The 16,370-nt window shown below is 69.2% G+C and carries 12 protein-coding genes; 3 read left to right on the top strand and 9 right to left on the bottom strand.

Annotated elements, in window-relative coordinates:
* Positions 1–89: 89 nt before the first annotated feature.
* Positions 90–1,316, top strand: coding sequence for an acetyl-CoA C-acyltransferase (locus GWK25_RS11745; protein WP_215449751.1), 1,227 nt, complete (start codon positions 90–92; stop codon positions 1,314–1,316).
* Positions 1,313–3,442 (top strand): 3-hydroxyacyl-CoA dehydrogenase NAD-binding domain-containing protein, encoded by a 2,130-nt coding sequence (locus tag GWK25_RS11740; RefSeq protein ID WP_215449750.1) that lies wholly within the window; start codon positions 1,313–1,315, stop codon positions 3,440–3,442. Before GWK25_RS11745 ends, GWK25_RS11740 begins: the two co-directional genes overlap by 4 nt.
* A gap of 250 nt (positions 3,443–3,692) precedes the next feature.
* On the opposite strand, the gene GWK25_RS11735 is transcribed toward GWK25_RS11740, so the two are convergent.
* The gene (locus tag GWK25_RS11735) at positions 3,693–4,814 is read right to left on the bottom strand and encodes a hypothetical protein (RefSeq protein WP_215449749.1); all 1,122 of its coding nucleotides are present in this window, start codon (positions 4,812–4,814) and stop codon (positions 3,693–3,695) included.
* A gap of 143 nt (positions 4,815–4,957) precedes the next feature.
* On the opposite strand from GWK25_RS11735, the gene GWK25_RS11730 reads away from it, so the two are divergent.
* Positions 4,958–5,332, top strand: a complete 375-nt coding sequence (locus tag GWK25_RS11730) for an NTP pyrophosphohydrolase (RefSeq protein ID WP_215449748.1) — start codon at positions 4,958–4,960, stop codon at positions 5,330–5,332.
* A gap of 132 nt (positions 5,333–5,464) precedes the next feature.
* On the opposite strand, the gene GWK25_RS11725 is transcribed toward GWK25_RS11730, so the two are convergent.
* The 8 genes from GWK25_RS11725 to GWK25_RS11690 all read right to left on the bottom strand — a co-directional run bounded on the left by GWK25_RS11725 (position 5,465) and on the right by GWK25_RS11690 (position 16,291).
* A complete protein-coding gene (locus GWK25_RS11725) occupies positions 5,465–6,988 on the bottom strand; it encodes an amino acid permease (protein WP_215449747.1) in 1,524 nt (507 codons plus the stop codon).
* A 184-nt stretch (positions 6,989–7,172) separates the two neighbouring features.
* Entirely contained in the window at positions 7,173–9,092 is a 1,920-nt protein-coding gene (dxs, locus tag GWK25_RS11720; protein ID WP_215449746.1) for a 1-deoxy-D-xylulose-5-phosphate synthase, read from the bottom strand.
* Between the two features lie 313 nt (positions 9,093–9,405).
* A complete protein-coding gene (locus GWK25_RS11715; protein WP_215449745.1) occupies positions 9,406–10,734 on the bottom strand; it encodes a sugar ABC transporter permease in 1,329 nt (442 codons plus the stop codon).
* Positions 10,731–11,522: an ATP-binding cassette domain-containing protein gene (locus tag GWK25_RS11710; RefSeq protein ID WP_184900491.1), complete on the bottom strand. Its 792-nt coding sequence runs from the start codon at positions 11,520–11,522 to the stop codon at positions 10,731–10,733. Before GWK25_RS11710 ends, GWK25_RS11715 begins: the two co-directional genes overlap by 4 nt.
* 254 nt (positions 11,523–11,776) lie before the next feature.
* On the bottom strand, positions 11,777–12,868 hold the full coding sequence (locus tag GWK25_RS11705; protein ID WP_215449744.1) for a sugar ABC transporter substrate-binding protein: 1,092 nt from the start codon (positions 12,866–12,868) through the stop codon (positions 11,777–11,779).
* A 137-nt stretch (positions 12,869–13,005) separates the two neighbouring features.
* Positions 13,006–14,205, bottom strand: coding sequence for an ROK family transcriptional regulator (locus GWK25_RS11700; RefSeq protein ID WP_215449743.1), 1,200 nt, complete (start codon positions 14,203–14,205; stop codon positions 13,006–13,008).
* 204 nt (positions 14,206–14,409) lie between these two features.
* Positions 14,410–15,342, bottom strand: coding sequence for a carbohydrate ABC transporter permease (locus GWK25_RS11695; protein ID WP_215449742.1), 933 nt, complete (start codon positions 15,340–15,342; stop codon positions 14,410–14,412).
* Positions 15,343–15,361: 19 nt separating this feature from the next.
* Positions 15,362–16,291 carry a carbohydrate ABC transporter permease gene (locus tag GWK25_RS11690; RefSeq protein ID WP_086801846.1) on the bottom strand — a complete coding sequence of 310 codons (930 nt, stop codon included), beginning with the start codon at positions 16,289–16,291 and terminating at the stop codon, positions 15,362–15,364.
* Positions 16,292–16,370 lie beyond the last annotated feature (79 nt).

The raw sequence follows: 16,370 nt of genomic DNA, 5'->3' as shown, positions 1-16,370 counted from the left end.
TGTTACTCGCAAGTAGCATGGGCCTGAGCGCGCGCTCAGCGGTTGCGCGTCGCAGCAGTGCCGTCCCGCACCTCTGGAGGAGAGCCATCGTGCCTCGTACCGTCAAGGAAGTCGTCTTCGTCGACGGCGTCCGCACCCCGTTCGGCAAGGCGGGCCCGAAGGGCATCTACCACGAGACCCGCGCCGACGACCTCGTCGTGAAGGCGATCCGGGAGCTGCTGCGCCGCAACCCCGGTCTGGAGCCCTCGAAGATCGACGAGGTCGCCATCGCCGCGACCACGCAGATCGGTGACCAGGGCCTCACCATCGGCCGTACGGCCGGCATCCTCGCGGGTCTGCCGCAGTCGGTGCCCGGTTACTCCATCGACCGCATGTGCGCCGGCGCCCTGACCGCCGTCACCTCGGTCGCCGGTTCCGTGGCCTTCGGCGCGTACGACGTCGCCATCGCCGGTGGTGTCGAGCACATGGGCCGCCACCCGATGGGTGAGGGCGTCGACCCGAACCCGCGGTTCGTCAGCGAGAAGCTGGTCGACGAGTCCGCCCTGTTCATGGGCATGACCGCCGAGAACCTGCACGACCGGTACCCGACGATCACCAAGCAGCGCGCCGACGAGTACGCCGTGCGCTCGCAGGAGAAGGCCGCCAAGGCGTACGCCAACGGCAAGATCCAGGCCGACCTGGTGCCGATCTCGGTGCGCCGCACCAACGCGGAGGCCGGTGAGACGGGCTGGGGCCTGGTCACCGCCGACGAGCCGATGCGGCCCGGCACGACCATCGAGAACCTGACCGGCCTCAAGACCCCGTTCCGGGTCCACGGCAGGGTCACCGCCGGTAACGCGGCCGGTCTCAACGACGGCGCCACCGCCTCGCTGATCGCCTCCGAGGACTTCGCCCGCGAGAACAACCTCCCGGTCAAGATGCGCCTCGTCTCGTACTCCTTCGCGGGTGTCGAGCCGGAGGTCATGGGCTACGGCCCGATCCCGGCGACGGAGAAGGCGCTCGCCCAGGCGGGCCTGTCCATCGACGACATCGGCCTGTTCGAGATCAACGAGGCCTTCGCCGTGCAGGTGCTCGCCTTCCTGGAGCACTACGGCATCGCCGACGACGACGCGCGCGTCAACCAGTACGGCGGCGCCATCGCCTTCGGTCACCCGCTGGCCTCCTCGGGTGTGCGTCTGATGACGCAGCTCGCCCGCCAGTTCGAGGAGCAGCCGGAGGTCCGCTACGGCCTCACCACCATGTGCGTCGGCTTCGGCATGGGCGCCACCGTGATCTGGGAGAACCCGCACCACAAGGACGCCGGAGGCGACAAGTGAGCACCACCGCTGAGCTTCTCAAGGGCGCGGCCGAGCTGTTCCCCGACGAGGTCGTGACGTCCGCGCACGTACGCCACCTCGACCTGCCGTCAGGCGCCGGGCGCTTCGCGCTCATCACGCTCGACAACGGCTTCGACCACACCAAGCCGACCACCTTCGGCCCGGCGTCGCTGGCGAACCTGAACACCGCCATCGACCAGGTCGAGAAGGAAGCCGCGGCCGGCGAGATCGTCGGTGTCGGTGTCACCGGCAAGCCGTTCATCTTCGCCGTCGGCGCCGACCTCAAGGGCGTCGAACTGCTCAAGGAGCACGAGCACGCGCTCGCCATCGGCAAGGGCGGCCACGAGGTCTTCAAGCGCCTGTCCGCGCTCGCCGTGCCGACCTTCGCGTACTACAACGGTGCCGCGATGGGCGGTGGCGTCGAGGTCGGTCTGCACTGCTCGTACCGGACCGTCTCCGCGGCCCTCCCGGCGTTCTCGCTCCCCGAGGTGTTCCTGGGCCTGGTCCCGGGATGGGGCGGCTGCACGATCCTGCCGAACCTGATCGGTGCCGACAAGGCCGTCTCGGTGATCATCGAGAACAGCCTCAACCAGAACAAGCAGCTCAAGGGCGAGCAGGTCTACGACCTCGGCATCGCGGACGCGATCTTCGAGGGCGCGGACTTCCTGGAGCAGTCGCTGATCTGGACGGCGTCCGTCCTCAAGGGCGAGATCGTCGTCGACCGTCCGGCCATCGACCGCGGCGAGGCCTGGGACCAGGCCGTCGCCAAGGGCCGCTTCATCGCGGACTCCAAGGTGCACGGGGCCGCCCCGGCCGCGTACCGCGCGCTGGACATCATCGCCGCCTCGAAGAACGGCGACCTCCAGCAGGGCTTCGACGCCGAGGACGTCGCCCTCGCCGACCTGATCATGGGTGGCGAGCTGCGCGCCGGCATCTACGCCTTCAACCTGGTGCAGAAGCGCGGCAAGCGCCCCGCCGGTGCCCCGGACAAGAACCTGGCCCGTCCGGTCACCAAGGTCGGTGTCGTCGGCGCCGGTCTGATGGCCTCCCAGCTCGCGCTGCTCTTCCTGCGTCGCCTGGAGGTGCCGGTCGTGCTGACCGACATCGACCAGGAGCGCGTCGACAAGGGCGTGGGCTACGTCCACGCCGAGATCGACAAGCTGCTGCTCAAGGGCCGCGTCAACCAGGACAAGGCCAACCGCCTCAAGGCCCTGGTCACCGGTGTCCTGGACAAGGCCGAGGGCTTCTCCGACGCCGACTTCATCATCGAGGCCGTCTTCGAGGAGATCGGCGTCAAGCAGCAGGTGTTCGCGGAGGTCGAGGCGGTCGCCCCGGCGCACGCGATCCTCGCCACCAACACCTCCTCGCTGTCGGTGACCGAGATGGCGTCGAAGCTGAAGAACCCCGAGCGGGTCGTCGGCTTCCACTTCTTCAACCCGGTCGCGATCCTGCCGCTCCTGGAGATCGTCCGGGGCGAGCGGACGGACGACGCCTCGCTCGCCACGGCCTTCGCCGTCGCCAAGAAGCTGAAGAAGACCGCGGTGCTCGTGAAGGACGCCCCGGCGTTCGTCGTGAACCGCATCCTCACCCGCTTCATGGGCGAGATCCAGAACGTCATCGACGAGGGCACGCCGGTGGCCGTGGCGGAGAAGGCGGTCGAGCCGCTGGGTCTGCCGATGTCGCCGCTGGTCCTCCTGGAGCTGGTCGGCCCGGCCATCGGCCTGCACGTCTCGGAGACCCTCAACCGGGCCTTCCCGGACCGCTTCACCGTCTCCGAGAACCTCGCGGCGGTCGTCAAGGCCGGCAAGCGCGGCTTCTACGTCTACGACTCCGGCAAGCCGGAGCTGGACCCCGAGGTCGCGGCCCTCCTCAAGCAGGGCGACTCCGTCCTGTCCGAGGAGCAGGTGCGGGCCCGTGTGCTCGACGCCGTCGCCCAGGAGATCGGGCTCATGCTCGACGAGGGTGTCGTCGCCGAGGCGCAGGACATCGACCTCTGCCTGATCACCGGCGCCGGCTGGCCCTTCCACCTGGGCGGCATCACGCCGTACCTGGACCGCGAGGGCGTCAGCGAGCGGGTCAACGGCAAGAAGTTCCTCGAGCCCGGGGTGGCTTCGGTCCCCGCGTGACCCATCGACACGGCTGAGGGCCTCCGCCTGCGGGCGGGGGCCCTCTTCCCGTACCGGCCCCGCAAGGGGCGCGGGGAACTGCGCGAGCAACCCTCCACGAACCCGCACCCGCACCCGCACCCGCACCCGCACCCGCAGAACCAGCGTCCCCGGCAGACGCGTGGGCGCAACACCGCGTGGGCGCATACGGCGTGAGCGCATACGGCGTGAGCTGACACGCGCGGGCGGACACGCGGGCGCGAACGCCCCGTCAGACCGCCGCCGACGGCGCCAACGCCAGGCCCGTCTCGTCGTTCTGCCGGGCTATGCGCAACGCGCCCCCCGTGTCGACCACACCGAGCACCACCCGCCCATGGGCGTCCCGGGCCAACGCCGGCGTCCCCACGCAGCGTTCGCGGGTCCGCGCCCACCAGACCCCGGCCTCCTCGTTCTCCGTGCCGCAGGCCGCCAGCAGGACCCGCCCCTCGCCGTCGCGACGGGCCAGGACCGTGCAGTCGTACCCGTCGAGCGGCACCCTCAGCACGGCGACCGGCCCCTCGGCCGGGGCCCCGTCGAGCGGGATCACCGGGCCGCCCGGCCGGTACGCGACGACGCTTCCGGTCTCCGGGTCGGTCCAGTAGTACGTCGCCCGGCCGGGCCCGGTCTCCAGCCCCACCGCGCTGCCGGGGGCCACGGACAGCGGCACGGTGGGCGCCTGGCCGAAGTTCCCGTCCGGCTTCTCCTGCGTCCAGCGCATGACCAGGTCCTGGCCGCCGGCCAGCGCCTCGACGTGCCCGGACGCGTGGGCGACCACCGCCACCGGCTCCCGCACCAGGCGCCCCTTGAGGTCGGTCCAAGCGCTCCACTTGCCGCCCGACAGCTCCCGGCGCAGCATGACGCCGCCACCCGCGTTGCGGGCGAAGACATGGACGTTGCCGCCGGCGCTCACCGCGCCGGTGGGCCTGCCGAAGCGCGCCGCCTTCGCCGCGTCCTTGTGCGGATTGCCCAGCGAACGCCACTCGGTGACGGGCCGTCCGGTCTGGTACTGGATGGCGTGCACGACGTCCACGGCGGGCGGGCCGTCGTCCTTGGGCACCTCACGGCGGCCGAGGAAGTGCACATAGGTGTCCGCGCCCTGCACGACGTGGAGGTCGGTCAGCCCCGACACGGGGAAGAGGTCCGGCCCGGTCCACTCGGCGCCGCCGGGCCGTGCCTGCGTCCAGCGCAACAGCCCCGTGCGGGCACGGGCGTACGCGGTGAGCCTGCCGTCCTTGCCGAGGGTCAGCCAGGAGCCGGCGAGCGTGGTCTCGGCCCGGTGCGGCGCGCTCGCGCCGCCGGCCGAGATGCCGGTCGCCGCCCCCTGGGCGGCACCGCGCCCGGATCTGGTCCGCATGACGTGCCCCGCCCCTTCCGACGACGCTCGGCGCGGCTCCCCGGCCGCCTTCTCGCACGACAGGCGGAAGACCGAGCGGACCCCATCATAGGATCAACGTTTCGCCACCCGGCCCGGCCGCCCGGCGTGCGACCCTGTCCCCCATGGACGCGCCTCTGCTCGTGATCGTCGACGCCGCCAATGTCATCGGCTCCGTCCCCGACGGCTGGTGGCGCGACCGGCGCGGCGCGGCGGAGCGGCTGCGCGACCGTCTGGCCCGGGACGGGGTCCCCGGCCGAAACGGTCCCGTCGAGCTCGTGATGGTCGTCGAGGGCGCGGCCCGGGGTGTGGAGCCGGTGCCCGGCGTACGGGTCGAGGCGGCGCCCCGCAGCGGTGACGACCGCATCGTGGAACTCGTCGCCGAGGAGGCGCGCGACCGCCCCTGCCTCGTGGTCACCGCCGACCGTGAACTGCGGCGCAGAGTCGGCGAGTTGGGCGCCGAGGTGGCCGGACCGCGGACGGTGCGCGGGGACGCCTGACCAGCCGTCCGTCGGGCCGTCGGTCCGTCGGGCGAGGGACCGACTCTGGTACCGCACGCCTCCGGCCCCGTGCCTCCCGCCGGAAGCGGGAGGCACGGGGCCGGAGAGCGGGACAGAGGCCCGCCCCGTCGGCTACGGGGTGCCGCTTCCCGGCGGCCCCCCGACCCCGCCCGCGGGCGTCTTCTCGGGACGTGCGAGCCGGCTGTGCGAGCGGCCGTAGACGAAGTAGACGACGATGCCGAGGGCCATCCAGGCCGCGAACCGGAGCCAGGTCTCGGCGGGCAGGTTGAGCATCAGCCACAGCGAGGCGCACACCGAGAGGATCGGGATGACCGGCACCCAGGGCGTGCGGAACGCGCGGTGCAGGTCGGGCCGGGTCCGACGGAGGATGACGACACCGATGGCGACGACCACGAAGGCGAACAGCGTGCCGATGTTCACCAGCTCGGCCAGCTCGCTCAGCGGGGTGAAGCCCGCGACGATCGCGATGACCACACCGAGCAGGATGGTCGGCCGGTGCGGGGTCTTGAACCGGGGGTGGACGTGGGAGAAGAAGCGCGGCAGCAGTCCGTCGCGGCTCATCGCGAAGAACACCCGGGTCTGACCGAGCAGCAGGATCATGCACACGGTCGTCAGACCGACGGCGGCGCCGAAGCTGATGAAGCCGGCGAACCACGGATGCCCGGTGGCCTTGAACGCGTCGGCGAGCGGCGCGGTCACCGACAGGTCGGTGTAGTGCTGCATGCCGGTGACGACGATCGAGACCGCCACGTACAGCGTGGTGCAGATCAGCAGTGAGCCGAGGATGCCCCGGGGCATGTCGCGCTGCGGGTTCCTCGTCTCCTCGGCGGCCGTGGCGACGACGTCGAAGCCGATGAACGCGAAGAAGACGACGGAGGCGGCCGTGAAGATGCCCATCACCCCGAAGTTGGCGGGCGCCCAGCCGAACAGCAGCTGGATCAGCGGGGACTGGAGACTGTCGCCTGCCGGTACCTCCTGCGCCTTGGGGATGAACGGGTCGTAGTTGTCGGCGGTGACGAAGAAGGCGCCCGCGATGATCACGGTGAGGACGACGGTCACCTTGATGGCGACGACGACCGAGGTGACCCGCGCGGAGAGCTTGGTGCCTGCCACGAGGATGGCGGTGAGGATCAGGACGAGAGCGGCGGCGAGGATGTCGAAGCCGAAGCCGTCGGCCCCGTCCCTCGTGCCGAGTGCGGCCGGCAGGTCCCAGCCGGCGTTGTCCATCAGCGAGTGGATGTAGCCGGACCAGCCGACGGCCACCACCGCCGTCCCCAGCGCGAACTCCAGCACCAGGTCCCAGCCGATGATCCAGGCGGGCAGTTCCCCGAGTGAGGCGTACGAGAAGGTGTACGCGGATCCGGCGACCGGGACCGTGGAGGCGAACTCCGCGTAGCAGAGGGCGGCGAGCGCGCAGACGACGCCGGCCACGACGAAGGCGAGGGCGACGGCGGGACCGGCGTTGTTCTTGGCCACCGTGCCGGTGAGGACGAAGATGCCGGTGCCGATGATGACACCGACGCCGAAGACGGTCAGATCCAGCGCGGACAAGGATTTCTTGAGCGCGTGCTCTGGCTCCTCGGTATCGAGGATGGACTGCTCCACCTTCTTCGTCCGGAAGAGTGTGCTGCTCACGGGCGTACCTCCCACGCTTGTCGTCCTCGACATGATCGAGAGGGGGCGATGGGGGTCCCCCCGGGTCGAGCGAAGCCGAGAGCTGGGAGAGCGTATGCCCCGGCGCGAGCGGTTTCACGCGAATGGGCCGGTCTCACCACCGTAAAGGATGGTGAAACCGGCCCGATCGGGCCGAACGGGTGGGTCAGTCGCGCGCCGGTTCCGCCTCGGCGGGCGCGTCGTCGAGGCGGCCGTCGAGCTTGGAGACCAACCCGGTGACCTGGCGGGCGATGTCGGGCGCGGTGAGCCCGATCTCGGCCAGGATCTCGGCGCGGGAGGCGTGGTCGAGGAAGCGCGGCGGGATGCCGAAGTCGCGCAGCGGGATGTCCACGCCGGCGTCGCGCAGTGCCTGGGCGACGGCCGAGCCGACGCCTCCGACGCGGGAGTTGTCCTCGACGGTGACGACCACGCGGTGCTTGTCGGCGAGCGGCGCCATGTGCTCGTCGACGGGCTTGACCCAGCGGGGGTCGACGACCGTCGTGGTGATGCCCTGCTTGTCGAGCAGGTCGGCGACCTCCAGGCACATCGGCGCGAGGGCGCCGACGGAGACGAGGAGGACGTCCGGGGTGTCGGTGCCGGGCTCGCGCAGCACGTCCATGCCGCCGACCCGGCGCAGCGCGGGTACGGCGGGGCCGACGGCGCCCTTGGAGAAGCGCACCACGGTCGGCGCGTCGGTGACCTCGACGGCCTCGCGCAGCTGGGCGCGGACCTGGTCGGCGTCGCGCGGCGCGGCCAGCCTGAGCCCCGGTACGACCTGGAGGATCGACATGTCCCACATGCCGTTGTGGGAGGCGCCGTCGGTGCCGGTGACACCGGCCCGGTCCAGGACGAACGTCACACCGCACTTGTGGAGGGCGACATCCATCAGGACCTGGTCGAAGGCGCGGTTGAGGAAGGTGGCGTACACCGCGAAGACGGGGTGCAGTCCCCCGGTGGCGAGGCCCGCCGCCGAGACCGCGCCGTGCTGCTCGGCGATGCCGACGTCGTACACCCGCTCGGGGAAGGCCTTGGCGAACTTGTCGAGTCCGACCGGCTGGAGCATGGCCGCCGTGATGGCGACAATGTCCTCGCGCTCCTTGCCGAGCTTCACCATCTCCTCGCCGAAGACCGAGGTCCAGTCGGCGCCGGAGGAGGCGATGGGCAGACCGGTGTCCGGGTGGATCTTGCCGACGGCGTGGAAGCGGTCGGCCTCGTCCTGGAGGGCGGGCTGGTAGCCGCGGCCCTTCTCGGTGAGGCAGTGCACGATGACCGGCCCGCCGAAGCGCTTGGCGCGCGACAGGGCGGACTCCAGGGCCTCGATGTCGTGCCCGTCGATCGGACCGACGTACTTCAGGCCGAGGTCCTCGAACATGCCCTGGGGGGCGATGAAGTCCTTCAGGCCCTTCTTCGCGCCGTGCAGCGTCTCGTAGAGCGGCCGGCCGACGACCGGGGTGCGCTCCAGCAGGTCCTTGCCGCGGGCGAGGAAGCGCTCGTAGCCGTCCGTCGTGCGCAGCGTGGCCAGGTGGTTGGCGAGGCCGCCGATGGTCGGCGCGTACGAGCGCTCGTTGTCGTTGACGACGATGACCAGGGGGCGGTCCTTGGCGTCGGCGATGTTGTTGAGCGCCTCCCAGGCCATACCGCCGGTCAGCGCGCCGTCACCGATGACCGCGACCACGTGGTCGTCGCGTTCGAGCACCTGGTTGGCCTTCGCGAGGCCGTCGGCCCAGCCCAGCACCGTGGAGGCGTGGCTGTTCTCGATGACGTCGTGCTCGGACTCGGCCTGCGAGGGGTAGCCGGACAGGCCGCCCTTCATCTTCAGCTTGGAGAAGTCCTGGCGGCCGGTCAGCAGCTTGTGGACGTAGGACTGGTGGCCCGTGTCCCACAGCACCTTGTCCTTGGGCGAGTCGAAGACCCGGTGCAGGGCGATGGTGAGCTCGACCACGCCGAGGTTGGGGCCGAGGTGACCGCCGGTCTTCGACACCGCCTCCACGAGGAAGGTCCGGATCTCCTCCGCCAGCTGGTCCAACTCCTCCAGGCTGAGCCGGTCCAGATCGCGCGGTCCCCTGATGCGGGTCAGCAGCGGCACCCGTGCCTCCTTGCGATAGTGCTGTTCGAGCGTTACCGGGCTCGTCGAAGTCTAATCTTCCGCGCACCGGGCCGACGGCCGGGCGGTCGGGTCCCGTGTCACACGAACGGCCGTAAACCATCCTGCGCAGACGTACCCGTACGAAACGTCCGACAACAAGCAGAAGTGCCCGGCGTCGAAATCGACGCCGGGCACTTGTTCGATCTGGGGCAGCTGGCGCCCCGTCAGGGGCGCGAGGAACTGCGCGACCAGCCACCAACGACCCGCAGCCGGCGACGGACAGGCATCCCGACGGCGCCCCTCCGCAAAGCGGCTACGCGCGCCCCGCCGCCTTCTGGCTCTTGCGGCTGACGGAGTCGATGACCACCGCACCCAGCAGCACCGCACCCGTGATCATGTACTGGATCGAGGTGTTCATGTTCAGCAGGTCGAGACCGGTCTGGATCGACTGGATCACCAGCATGCCCAGCAGCGCCGACCACACCGACCCGCGCCCGCCGAAGAGGCTGGTGCCGCCGATGACGGCCGCGGCGATCGCGAGCATCAGCGTGTTGCCGCCACCGGCGGACAGCGTCGCGCTCGCGGTCTGGCCGGCGAAGAACATGCCGCCGATCGCCGCGAAGCCACCGGAGATGGCGAACACGGTGATCCGGATCATCGGCACGTTGATACCGGCCCGGCGGGCCGCCTCGATGCCACCGCCGACCGCGAACACCTGACGGCCGTAGGTCGTACGACGCAGGACGAAGTCCACGATCACCAGCGCCGCGAGGAAGATCACCAGCGCGTTGGAGACACCGGACGCGTTGTTGAGCACGGCGGCGGCGGCGAAGGAGACCAACGCGAGCGCGCCGACGCGCAGCAGGATCTCGCTGGTCGGCCGGAACGGCACGCCCGCGGCCCGACGACGGCGCTGCTCGTTGAAGTTGCCGACGAGGGAGAGCGCCACGGCGAGGCCCGCCAGGATGTACGCGCCGATGATGGCCTGGTCCATGAAGAAGGAGCTCTGGCCGAGCAGACGGACCGGGCCCTCGTCGGAGGGGATGTTGATGGTGCCGCTCTCACCCAGCAGCCACAGCATCAGACCGTTCCAGCCGAGGAAACCGGCCAGGGTGACGACGAACGCGGGTACGCCGATCTTGGCGAAGAACCAGCCGTGCAGCGCGCCGATGGCGAGACCGGTGATGACCGCGAGGACCAGCGCCAACCAGGAGTTCATGCCCTCGTTCACCGCGAACACGGCGAACAGGGTCGAGGCCAGACCGCTGACCGAACCCACGGACAGGTCGATCTCACCGAGCAGCAGTACGAACACCAGGCCGATGGCGAGCATGCCGGTGGCCGAGAGGAAGTAGCTGATGTTCGAGAGGTTGTCGGCGCTGAGGAAACGATCGTTCTGAAGCTGGAAGATCGTCCAGATGACGATCAGACCGATGACCACCGGCAGCGAGCCCAGCTCGCCGCCCTTCACCTTGCGCTTGAACTCGGTGACATAACCCTTGAGGCCCTCTTCGCGGACCAGCAGACGCGGGTCGACGACGGTGACCGGCGCCGCCGTGGGGTCGTCGGCGGGGGCGACCGTGGTCTGGCCCTCGCCGGCGGTCGCGGAATCGCTCTTCACGGTCTTGGACGTGTCACTCACTTTGCCGCCTCCGTGGTGCGCCGCTCCGCGCGACGGGTCACGGCGTTGTCCGTGGCACCGGTGATCGCGGCGATGATCTCTTCGTGGCTGGTGTCCTTCACGGAGAAGGAGCCGTTGTTCTTGCCCAGGCGCAGGACCGCGACGGTGTCCGCGACCGCCTTGACATCGGCCATGTTGTGGCTGATGAGGATGACGGCGAGGTTGCGCTCACGCAGCCGTTCGACCAGGTCGAGGACCTGCGCGGTCTGCTCGACGCCGAGGGCGGCGGTGGGCTCGTCCAGGATGACGAGCTTGGGGTCACCGATGAGGGCGCGGGCGATGGCGACGACCTGGCGCTGACCGCCGGAGAGGCTCGCGATCGGGATCCGTACGCTCGGGATCCGGATGGAGAGCGTGGACAGCAGCTCCCGGGAGTTCTTCTCCATCGTCACCTCGTCGATGACGCCCCGGTGCAGCAGTTCGCGACCGAGGTAGAGGTTGCCGACGACGTCGAGGTTGTCGCAGAGCGCGAGGTCCTGGTAGACCGTCGCGACACCGAGACCCTGGGCGTCGTGCGGCTTGTTGATCTTGACCGGGTCGCCCTGCCACTCGATGACGCCCTCATCGATGGGGTGGACACCCGCGATGGTCTTGACCAGGGTGGACTTTCCGGCGCCGTTGTCGCCCACCAGGGCGACCACTTCACCGGCGTGGACCTCCAGCTCGACGTCGGTGAGTGCCTGCACCGCACCGAATCGCTTGGAGACTCCGCGCAACGCCAGCACGGGCGTAGCGGACACGTGAACCATCTCCTTCGCCGCCTGACCGGCGGGGATGCCGCGCTTGAGACCAGCGCGGAGGAATGTGCCGGGCCCCGGGGGTCGGGGCCTACGCACAAGGCCTACAAGGTGAACATGGGTAAGTCCGCTGCCCTGTCGGCAGCGGTTCCGTCCGACGCCCGCCCCGGAAGCGGGGTCTGAAGTCGGGGCGGGCGTCGGACAGGTCCTACGGGACCGCGGGGGTCGTCACCGGGACGACCCCGCGCGGCCATGGGCCCGAGCGACTACTCGAGGCCGGCCTCCTTGCAGGCCTTGGCGAACTCGGGGGTGCAGATGTCGGCGACCGTGTAGAGGCCGTCCTTGACCACCGTGTCCTTGATGTTGTCCTTGGTCACGGAGACCGGGGTCAGCAGCTTCGCCTGGACCTTGTCACCGGAACCGCTGGTCACCTCGGTGTCGGCCAGGGACTTGATGTCCTTGCCCTCCAGCAGGTTGACCGCGAGCTCGGCGGCCGTGTCGGCCTCCGGCTTGTAGGCCTTGTAGACCGTGGAGGACTGCGTGCCGGCGACGATGCGCTGGATGGCCGCGAGCTCGGCGTCCTGACCGGTCAGCGGGATGCCGCTGATCTTCGCACCCTTGAGGGTGTTGGCGATGCCACCGGCCATGCCGTCGTTGGCGGCGTAGACGCCCGCGATGTTCTTGGCGCCCAGCTGGGTGATGGCCGCGGACATCTTCTGGGCGGCGACGGTGTCCTTCCAGAGGCCGGACTGCTCGTAGGCGATGTCGACCTTGCCGTCGAGGGCCTTGTGCGCGCCCTCCTTGAACTGACCGGCGTTCGGGTCGGCGTCGTCACCGTTGATCATGACGACCTTGGCCTTGGGGGTCGCCTTGTCGCCGAGAGCGGCGATGAGGGCCTCACCCTGCAGCTCGCCGACCTTCACGTTGTCGAAGGAGACGTAGGCCGAGACCGGGCCCTGCGCCAGGCGGTCGTAGGCGACGACCTTCACACCCTTGTCCACCGCGGACTGGATGGAGGACTTGATGGCGGCGGAGTCCTGGGCGGAGACGACGATGACCTTGACGCCCTTGGTCACCATGGTGCTCATCTGCTGAGCCTGCTTGGTGGGGTCGGCGGCCGCGTTCGCGTACTCGACCTTGCAGTCGTCGCAGAGTTCCTTGACCTTGTCCTCGAAGTACGGACGGTCGAACTTCTCGTAGCGCGCGGTGACGTTGTCGGGCAGGAGCAGACCGATCGTCTTGCTGTCGCCGCCACCGGTGCTGCCGCTGTCCGAGTCGTTGTCGTCGCCGGCCTTGCCGCAGGCGGCCACGGAGAGCGCCAGCGAAACCGCGGTGGCGCCGATCACGACTCTACGCATCGTTGCGTTCATTTTGGGTTGTGCCTCCCTGACACGGGCCGCAGCGCTGCGGCCGAGGTGGCTGGAAGTCAACTCGGCCACACGTGCGACGTCAAGAAGTAAATCCTTAACGGGTTGGCAACGGCGTGTTTCGTTCTCTAAGTGAAGACAGGGGTTGCTGCGGAGAGGGTCCCGTCCAAAAGGGTCGAATCACCCATCTCACTGAGGGCCAGCGCCAGGGCCCCGAGGACCTCGGCACGGCCGCCAAGTGCCCCTGGCAGCACTGAGAGTTGACGTGCGGCACTCGGGATCGCGTACCGGCCGACCGACTCCCTTATGGGTCCGAGAACCAGCTCTCCGGCCTCGGCGAGATCGCCACCGAGGACCACGCGGCTCGGGTTCAACAGATTGCAGAGATTGGCGACTCCACTTCCGATGTGTCGGCCGACGTCGGCGATCACCCGACGGCAGCCCGGATCCCCGTCCCTCGCCAGCCGTACGACTCCTTCCATGGTCAGATCGGTGCCGTGGCTGGACTGGAGGAGCGGCAGCACATAGCGCGCGGCGGCGAAGGTCTCCAGACAGCCGCGGTTGCCGCAGCGGCAGACCGGGCCGGATTCATCAAGAGTAATATGCCCGATTTCTCCCGCTGTGCCACCCGGGCCCCTGTAGATCTTGCCATCGATCACCAGACCGGCACCAACGCCGCTGGAGACCTTGATGTAGGCCAGGTCCCGCACCCCCCGGCCACTGCCCCAGACCAGCTCACCGAGGGCGCCGAGGTTGGCGTCGTTGTCCACGTGCACGGCGACGCCCAGGCGGTCCTGCATCTCGGCGGCGGGCTTGGTGCCGGTCCAGCCCGGCAGGATCGCGGTGGAGCCGAGCGTCCCGGACTCCACGTCGATCGGGCCGGGCACCCCGAGCCCCACGCCCGCGACCTTCGTACGATCCACCCCGGTGGCCTCGATCAACCGGGTGACCAGCTGCTCCGCACGGTCGAACCCTTGCGTCGAGGAGGCGTCCACATCCAGCGGCTCGGCCTCCTCGGCGAGTACCTGATGGGCGAGATTCCCGATCGCAACACGCAAATGCGTGTGCCCGAAGTCCACGCCGATCACGATGCCCGCGTCCCCGCTCAGCGAGACCGCGCGCGCCCGGCGACCGCCCGCCGAAGTGGGCGTGACCTCGACGGTTCCACCGTCCTTGAGCTCGCGCACGATGTTGGAGACCGTGGCCGCGGACAGGCCGGTGGTCCTGGCGATCTCCGCCTGCGTGAGCGACCCGGCGAGGCGCACCGCCCGTACGACGCGCTCGAGATTTGCTCGGTGCAGCGACGACTGCGACCCCGGAGTCTCCATCGACTCATCCACTCCCGTCCCAGACCGGGCGGCCCGCACGCCACCCGGGTGACCCAGGTCACAGCCACGGAACCTGGGTCACTTACAAGTTGTGAACTCCAAGCTCCGCTGAACGGGTTACCGCAGTCAAGTCCTTGACGGAAACTGGGACCGCCGAATGACCACTAGATGTCACTCTGCGGCTACTTGGGGTCCTGGGATCGGCTACTTGAGGGTGGCCGAGGTGAGGCCGGCCTGGACCTGTCGCTGGAAGGAGAGATAGACGACGAGCATGGGGATCATGGCGATGGTGACCCCGGCGAAGAGGACGGGCAGGTCCGAGGCGTAGCCCTGCTGCTGCTGGAGCTGGATGAGGCCCTGGGTGAGGACGTACCGCTCGGGATCGTCGCCGCTCTGCGGCTGCATGAGGACCGTGGGCAGGATGAACTGGTTCCACTGCCCCAGGGTGTTGAAGATCCCGACGCTGATCAGCCCGGGCTTGGCCATCGGCAGCATGACCTGGAAGAACGTCCGGGTGTGCGAGGCCCCGTCGAGGATGGCCGCCTCGAAAACGGCGGTGGGCAGCGTCCGGAAGAACGCGTGCATGAAGAACACCGTGAACGGCAGCGAGTAGGCGACGTACACCAGGATCAGCCCCTGGTAGGTGTTCAGCATGTCCAGCCGTTTGACCATGAAGAACAACGGCACCAGGGCCAGGAACACGGGGAACATCGCACCGGCGACGAAGAAGTAGTACAGCAGCCGGTTGCCCCGGAACGGGTAGCGGGCCAGGACGTACGCGGCCATCGAGCCGAACAGCATGGTCAGCGGCACGGAGAAGACCAGCACGATGACCGTGTTGACGAAGTAGTCGCCGATGCCCTTGTCCCAGGCCCGGGAGAAGACGTCCGGGGACCAGTTCTGCGGCCAGCCGAAGGCCGAGCCGCCGATCTGGGCGTCGGTCTTGAAGGAGCTGAGCACCAGCCACAGCAGCGGCAGCACGATCAGCAGGGCCCACAGCGCGAGGAACCCGTGCGAGAAGACGTTCAGGACGACGCCTTCGCCGCGCTCGTCACCGGGACCGGTCCCGCGCTTGTCCACCCTCGGGCCGGTGGGGACCGAGTCGCCGCGTGAAGCGGTCTTGGGGGGTGCACTCATCTTCTGTCGTCTCTCCCGCTCAGAACTCGACACGCTCGCGACGGGTGGCCCGCAGCATGACCACCGACACGATCAGGGTGAGGAGCAACATCACGACGCCCATCGCGCAGGCGTAGCCGCTTCTGCCGTACAGCAGGAAGTTCCGCATCATCACGGTCGCCATGACCTCGCTGTGGTGGTCGGGGCCGCCTCCGTACTCCCCCGCGGTCATCGTCGAGACCAGGATGAACATGTCCATGGCCGCGATGCCGAGGTAGACCCACGCGGTCTGCACGGAGTCCCAGAGCAGCGGCAGGGTGATGCGGAAGAACGTGTGGGCGCGGCCGGCCCCGTCGATCAGCGCGGCCTCGTAGATGTCCCTCGGGATGGCCTGCATGGCGGCGGAGAACAGCACGAGGTAGAAGCCGACCCCGTGCCAGACGACGACCAGGATGAGGGCCCAGAGCACCATGTTCGGCTCGTTCAGCCATTCGACGGGACTGCTCTCGTCGACCAGTCCCAGTTTCATCAGCAGGCCGTTGAGCATGCCGCCGCTGTCGCTGCGGTACACGGCGCCGAACAGCACCGCGAGGATCGCCAGCGACAGCACCTGCGGGAAGAAGTAGACGATCTTGTAGAAGCCCGACCCGGCGACCCCGGACACCCCGCCGGCCCGGCCGCGCCCGCCCGCGTTCAGCATGAAGGCGAAGAACAGCGCGAGCAGGATCGTGATGACCGGGATGAACACCAGGAACAGGATGTTGTGCCAGATCGCCTGGAGGAAGATGTCGTCCTCGAACAACGCGGTGTAGTTGTCCAGGCCGATGAAGGAGAAGGTCTGGGACTGGCCCTTCCAGTCCGTCAGCGAATAGCCGAACGTCTGGATGTACGGCCAGATCACGAAGATCAGATAAAGCGCCACGGGGACCAGGAGAAACCCCGCGACGAACCGGTTCTGCCCTTTACGCATTGGCGTTTTCCTGCCTCGGGTGCCAGCGGACGAAAGGCGCGCCCCTTCCTTTCGAGGGGCGCGGGGGAACTGCGCGGCC

The organism is Streptomyces sp. ATCC 21386 (assembly GCF_018728545.1).
Classification (GTDB): domain Bacteria; phylum Actinomycetota; class Actinomycetes; order Streptomycetales; family Streptomycetaceae; genus Streptomyces.
Note: the sequence above shows the minus strand (reverse complement) of the source record. Positions and strands in the feature narration are given on the sequence as shown.